We start from the raw sequence: 5,755 nt of genomic DNA on the forward strand, positions 1-5,755 counted from the left end.
CGGCGTCCGGTGTCGGTCGCGGGACGCGCCCTGAGGCGTCCCCGGCGTCCGGCGTCGGCGGCGGGGCCCGCTCGGGGGCGGACACTGCTCCCGGTGCCGGCCGTGTGACCCGTCCTGAGTCGTCCACCGCGTCCGGCCTCGGCCGCGTGGCCCGCCCCGAGTCGGACACGGCGTCCGGCACAGGCCGTGCCGCCCGCCCCGGCCAGGACACCACCGTCCCGGCTCCCGACGTCCCCCCGCGGCCGCGTCACCTCCCCTCGTCGGGTGCCTCCGGCCTCGCGGGTCGTTCCGGTACGTCGGACGGGGCCTCGTCGGAGGCCTCCGGCAGGCCCTTCCGGCTCTCCGCGCCCGGCCGTTCGGACGCTTCGGCCGGGGCGGCGTCGGAGACGGCCGGGCGGCCGTTCCGTCTGCCCGCGCCCCGCCGTACCGGCGGCCCCGGCGAGCACTCCTCCGAGACGACCGCGCGCCTGCGCCCGGTCCCCGCGGACCCGACGCCGGACGAGTCCGCCGCCCCCTTCGGCCGCCCCGCCGCGCAGGGGACGACGACCACCCGCCCCGCCACACCGCCGCGTCCCGCGCACCAGCCGCCGGCGCCCTCCGCCCCTGTCACTCCCGACCCCGCCCTCTCCTGGAGCGCCACCCGCCCCCTGGTGTCGTTCGGTGAGCCCGAGGGCTACGACGGCGACGCCCGGCCCCGGCCGCTCGGCCGCCGCGGGGTGTCGCAGGCCGCCGCCGCAGCCGTCTGCCTCGTGCTCGGGCTGGGCCTCATCTCGGGAGCGGTCACCGGCAGCTGGCTCGTCGGCGACTCCGGCGCGGAAGGCTCGCCCAGCAGCTTCGCCGCCGCCGGAAGCCTCTGGCACAGCGTCCCGGTCGACCAGCTGTTCCCGCCCACCGTGCAGGGCCGGGGCGCCGGCCCCGGCGGAGCCGACCGCACCTGGACCCGCATCGCCGTCGCCCCCGACAGCGGCTGCAAGGACGCCTTCGACCCGCTGCTGCGCAAGGCCCTCGCCCCCGTCGGCTGCGAACGCCTCCTGCGCGCCACCTACACCGACGCCACCGAGAGCTACGTGACCACCGTCGGCCTGCTCTTCACCACGGCCGACGCCCCCGGCATGACCGCCCTCGCGAACCGTTTCCGCAAGGAACGCCTGGGCCGCCGCAGCGACCTGATGCCCCTGCCGTACGCCGCGAAGGGCACGCCCGCCGCCGGCTTCGGTGCCCCGCAGCGCGCCTCCTGGACCATCTCCGTGCTCACCGAAGCCCCGGTCGTCGTCTACGCCGTGTCCGGCTGGGCCGACGGCCGTACCGTCGACGACCCCCAGCCCTCCGAGGACGCCGTGGGGGCCGACGCCACCACCGCCGCCGCCCAGGCGGGCCTCGGCAACGAGGCACAGGGCCTGGCCGACCGCGTCGAACGCGACTTCCGCAGAAATGTCCGCTCGGCCTCGGAGCAGCCGTCGTGAACGCCGCACCCACCCCCGCCGGAAAACGCCCGCGCAGGCCGTCCCGCAGGGCCGCCGCCCTCGGCGCCCTGCTCACCGCCGGCCTCGTCCTCCTCCCCGCCGCCACCGCGCACGCCGACGGCATCCGCGCCCAGCAGTGGGCCCTCGACGCCATGCACACCGAGCAGGCCTGGCAGACCACGAAGGGCCGGGGCATCACCGTCGCCGTCCTGGACACCGGCGTCGAGGCCGACCACCCCGACCTGGCCGGCAACGTCCTGCCCGGCAAGGACCTGGTCCGCTTCGGAGCCGAACCCGGGGACCGCGCCTGGGCCCGGCACGGCACCGCCATGGCCGGCATCATCGCCGGCCACGGACACGGCCCGGGCAACGCCGACGGCGTCCTCGGCATCGCACCCGAGGCGAAGATCCTCCCCGTCCGCGTGATCCTCGAGGACGGCGACCCCTCCCGCGCCAAGGCCCGCTCCACCCGCGGCAACGCCCTCGCCGAGGGCATCCGCTGGGCCGCCGACCACGGCGCCGACGTCATCAACCTCTCCCTCGGCGACGACTCGGCCTCGGCGCACCCCGAGCCCAGCGAGGACCAGGCCGTCCAGTACGCGCTGAAGAAGGGCGTGGTCGTGGTCGCCTCCGCCGGGAACGGCGGCGAGAAGGGCGACCACATCTCCTACCCGGCCGCCTACCCCGGCGTCATAGCCGCCACCGCCGTCGACCGGGCCGGCACTCGCGCCTCCTTCTCCACCCGCCGCTGGTACGCCACCGTCAGCGCCCCCGGGGTCGACGTCGTCATCGCCGACCCCGACCACAAGTACTACGAGGGCTGGGGCACCAGTGCTGCCGCCGCCTTCGTCTCCGGCGCCGCCGCCCTGGTCAAGGCCGCCCACCCCGGCCTCGCCCCGGCCCAGATCAAGTCGCTGCTGGAGGACACCGCCCGCAACGCCCCGTCCGGCGGCCGCGACGACTCCCGCGGCTTCGGCTTCGTCGACCCGGCCGCCGCCATCGAGGCCGCGGGCCGGATCGAGCCCGAGGGCCTGAAATCGGCGTCCTACGGTGCGAAGTACTTCGGCAGCGGACCGGACGCCGACTCCTCCGGCGACGACACCGCCGCCTGGGCCGCCCCCCTCGCGGGCGGCGCCGGCGGCGTCCTGCTGGTCGCCGCGGTCGTCCTGTGGCGGGGCCGCCGTACCGGCCGCGAGGATTTCTGAGCCGCTGCCGGACGCGCATCATCCGGCCGATAGGGTCGACGCGTGGCGAACAAGAACATCCCGGACCCCGGCTTCTCCGACGACGACGGCTCCGCCGACCCCCGGCTGAGCGCGGCACTCGCCGCCTGGTCCGAGGACCGGAGCGCGGTGGGTCCGGTCCTGGCCGCCCTCAAGGGCGCCCGGCTGCTCGTGCCCGTCGTGGCGGTGCTCGGCGAGGTCGAGGAGGACGAGAACGGGCTGCGCCGCGAGAAGACCAGCGACATGGCCGTCCCCACCCTCAAGGCCGGCGACCGTACCGCCCTGCCCGCCTTCACCTCCACGGACTCCCTCGCCCGCTGGGACCCGCAGGCCCGCCCCGTCGCCGTACCGCTCCACCAGGCCCTGCAGGCCGCCGCGCACGAGAAGGCGGACACGGTCGTGCTCGACATGGCGGGGCCGGTGCCCTTCGAGCTGACGGGGCCCGCGCTGCTCGCCCTCGCCGAGGGCCGTGCGAGCACCGATCCGCTCGCCGACCCGGTCGTCGTGGGGGCCGTACGGGATGCCGTGGCCGCCGAGCCCGCCGTGGTGCGAGCCCACCTCGGGCCGGGGCAGGCCGACGGCACCCTCGCCCTGGTGCTGGACCCGTCCGCGGTACCGGCCGAGGCGGCCCGGGCCGTCGCGGAGCGGCTCGCCGCCGACGAGACACTGAGGGCCCGCCTGGTGCGCGGCCTCGACCTGGCACTGCTGCCGGCCGAGGTCACGCCACCGGGCGAGCCCCTGTTCGAACGCTGAGGACAGGCCCTAGCCGTAGACCGGGCCCGTGTACTTCTCGCCCGGCCCCTGGCCCGGCTCGTCCGGGACGAGGGAGGCCTCGCGGAACGCCAGCTGCAGCGACTTCAGGCCGTCGCGCAGGGGAGCCGCGTGGAAGGAGCTGATCTCGGTCGCCGTCGCGTCCAGCAGACCGGCCAGGGCGTGCACCAGCTTGCGGGCCTCGTCCAGGTCCTTGTGCTTCTCGCCCTCCTCGGTCAGGCCGAGCTTCACCGCGGCGGCGCTCATCAGGTTGACGGCGACCGTCACGATCACCTCGACCGCGGGGACCTCGGCGATGTCGCGGGCCATGGCGTCGAAGTCGGGGGACTCAGGAGGGGTGTCACTCATGCCCCACACGATAGGCGCAGGGGACGGGCGAACCCCACGTGACCCCGGCTCGCCCCAATTGGCCGTTCCTGGCCCTTGCTGGTAACCTCGTGTAACGACCGGTCGGACACGTGTGCCTCACAGCCCACGGGTTCGGCCCACAAGTGGAGGCTTTCGAACTCCCACCCGATCACCCTCAGGGCGGCGGGTCACCGGTCAGGCGGTCCCGTCCCAGCGGCGGTGATCCGTCCGAAAGCGCGCCCCGCGGCTTCCCGCGGCGGTGCTCCGGTAGTTCGAGGAGCCCCGCCTGGGATCGTCCGGGGCATTTTTGTTGCTTCGGCGCGGTTAGGTCTATCGAACACAGACGTTACGCGGCCGTCCGCCAGACCGTCGCGTGGTGCTACCGAGGAGGATCCATCAGCGCCGAGCCCCGCATCAACGACCGGATTCGCGTTCCCGAGGTGCGACTTGTCGGTCCCAGTGGCGAGCAGGTGGGCATCGTCCCCCTGGCCAAGGCACTGGAGCTTGCGCAGGAGTACGACCTGGACCTGGTCGAGGTCGCGGCGAACGCCCGTCCGCCCGTGTGCAAGCTCATGGACTACGGGAAGTTCAAGTACGAGTCGGCCATGAAGGCCCGTGAGGCGCGCAAGAACCAGGCGCACACGGTCATCAAGGAGATGAAGCTCCGGCCGAAGATCGACCCGCACGACTATGACACCAAGAAGGGTCACGTCGTTCGGTTCCTCAAGCAGGGCGACAAGGTCAAGATCACGATCATGTTCCGTGGTCGCGAGCAGTCCCGTCCCGAACTGGGCTACCGGCTGCTGCAGCGTCTCGCGGAGGACGTCCAGGACCTCGGTTTCGTCGAGTCGAACCCGAAGCAGGACGGCCGGAACATGATCATGGTTCTCGGTCCGCACAAGAAGAAGACCGAGGCGATGGCCGAGGCTCGCCAGGCGCAGGAAGCCCGCAAGGCGGAAGCGAAGGCCAACCCCGGCAAGTCGCAGAACGCCGCGGAGAACGAGGCGCCGGCCGAAGAGCCTGCCGAGGAGCCCGCCGAGGCGTGACTCCCGGGACGCCAGTCCCAGGAAGCAACCGATACAAGACGACGCTCCACCGTGCCCGGTTTCGCGACCGGGCACCGGAGCGCCACCGACGAGGAGAGAACGGCGCTATGCCGAAGAACAAGTCGCACAGCGGTGCCAGCAAGCGCTTCAAGATCACCGGCTCCGGCAAGGTGCTGCGCGAGCGCGCCGGCAAGCGCCACCTGCTCGAGCACAAGTCGTCCCGCGTGACGCGTCGCCTCACCGGCAACGCCGAGATGGCCCCGGGCGACGCCGCGAAGATCAAGAAGCTTCTCGGCAAGTGACGTCCGGGCGCGTGAGCGCCGGACGCACGTCAGACCGGGACCCAATCGATTTCGGGTCGTGTGAGCACCCCCACGGCCCCGCTACAAGGAGTTAACAAGTGGCACGCGTCAAGCGGGCAGTCAACGCCCACAAGAAGCGTCGGGCGATCCTCGAGCAGGCCTCCGGCTACCGCGGTCAGCGTTCGCGCCTGTACCGCAAGGCCAAGGAGCAGGTCACCCACTCGCTGGTCTACAACTACAACGACCGCAAGAAGCGCAAGGGCGACTTCCGTCAGCTGTGGATCCAGCGCATCAACGCCGCTGCCCGCGCCAACGGCATGACCTACAACCGCTTCATCCAGGGTCTGAAGGCCGCCAACGTCGAGGTCGACCGCAAGATCCTGGCCGAGCTGGCCGTCAACGACGCCGGTGCGTTCGCCGCCCTCGTCGAGGTCGCCCAGAAGGCGCTGCCGAGCGACGTGAACGCGCCGAAGGCTGCGTGACGCCGGCTCCGAGCCGATGTGACTGAAGGACCCGCAGGCCGGATGGTCTGCGGGTCCTGCTGTGCAGCTACCCAGAAAGCGAACCGGATGCCTCCCGCCACCCCCGAGCTCATCTCCCCC

The 5,755-nt window shown here is 73.2% G+C and carries 7 protein-coding genes; 6 read left to right on the forward strand and 1 reads right to left on the reverse strand.

What is annotated here, in order from left to right:
• Nucleotides 1–104: 104 nt before the first annotated feature.
• From K4G64_RS41600 to K4G64_RS37950, 3 genes are read left to right on the forward strand one after another with little or no spacing between them, the layout of a single operon-like run.
• Nucleotides 105–1,463 carry a hypothetical protein gene (locus K4G64_RS41600; protein WP_374206506.1) on the forward strand — a complete coding sequence of 453 codons (1,359 nt, stop codon included), beginning with the start codon at nt 105–107 and terminating at the stop codon, nt 1,461–1,463.
• Nucleotides 1,460–2,668: a type VII secretion-associated serine protease mycosin gene (mycP, locus tag K4G64_RS37945; protein WP_374206507.1), complete on the forward strand. Its 1,209-nt coding sequence runs from the start codon at nt 1,460–1,462 to the stop codon at nt 2,666–2,668. Before K4G64_RS41600 ends, mycP begins: the two co-directional genes overlap by 4 nt.
• Before the next feature lie 42 nt (nt 2,669–2,710).
• Nucleotides 2,711–3,439, forward strand: coding sequence for an SseB family protein (locus tag K4G64_RS37950; RefSeq protein WP_221760415.1), 729 nt, complete (start codon nt 2,711–2,713; stop codon nt 3,437–3,439).
• A 9-nt stretch (nt 3,440–3,448) separates the two neighbouring features.
• Here K4G64_RS37950 and K4G64_RS37955 read toward each other — a convergent pair whose 3' ends face one another.
• Nucleotides 3,449–3,805, reverse strand: a complete 357-nt coding sequence (locus K4G64_RS37955; RefSeq protein ID WP_104778687.1) for a DUF1844 domain-containing protein — start codon at nt 3,803–3,805, stop codon at nt 3,449–3,451.
• A 395-nt stretch (nt 3,806–4,200) separates the two neighbouring features.
• On the opposite strand from K4G64_RS37955, the gene infC reads away from it, so the two are divergent.
• From infC to rplT, 3 genes are all read left to right on the forward strand, one after another.
• Nucleotides 4,201–4,851: a translation initiation factor IF-3 gene (gene infC, locus K4G64_RS37960; protein WP_221760418.1), complete on the forward strand. Its 651-nt coding sequence runs from the start codon at nt 4,201–4,203 to the stop codon at nt 4,849–4,851.
• 107 nt (nt 4,852–4,958) lie between these two features.
• Nucleotides 4,959–5,153 carry a 50S ribosomal protein L35 gene (gene rpmI / locus K4G64_RS37965; RefSeq protein WP_003977225.1) on the forward strand — a complete coding sequence of 65 codons (195 nt, stop codon included), beginning with the start codon at nt 4,959–4,961 and terminating at the stop codon, nt 5,151–5,153.
• A gap of 98 nt (nt 5,154–5,251) precedes the next feature.
• On the forward strand, nt 5,252–5,635 hold the full coding sequence (gene rplT / locus K4G64_RS37970; protein ID WP_003989074.1) for a 50S ribosomal protein L20: 384 nt from the start codon (nt 5,252–5,254) through the stop codon (nt 5,633–5,635).
• Nucleotides 5,636–5,755: the final 120 nt, after the last annotated feature.

Origin of the sequence: Streptomyces sp. WAC04114 (genome assembly GCF_019733245.1) — a bacterium.
In the GTDB taxonomy this organism is placed as follows: domain Bacteria; phylum Actinomycetota; class Actinomycetes; order Streptomycetales; family Streptomycetaceae; genus Streptomyces; species Streptomyces massasporeus_A.

Bases quoted from the DNA above. Each gene is read 5' to 3' on its own strand.
- K4G64_RS37955 (WP_104778687.1), bottom strand. From the start codon at position 3,805: ATGAGTGACACCCCTCCTGAGTCCCCCGACTTCGACGCCATGGCCCGC.
- rpmI (WP_003977225.1), top strand. From the start codon at position 4,959: ATGCCGAAGAACAAGTCGCACAGCGGTGCCAGCAAGCGCTTCAAGATC.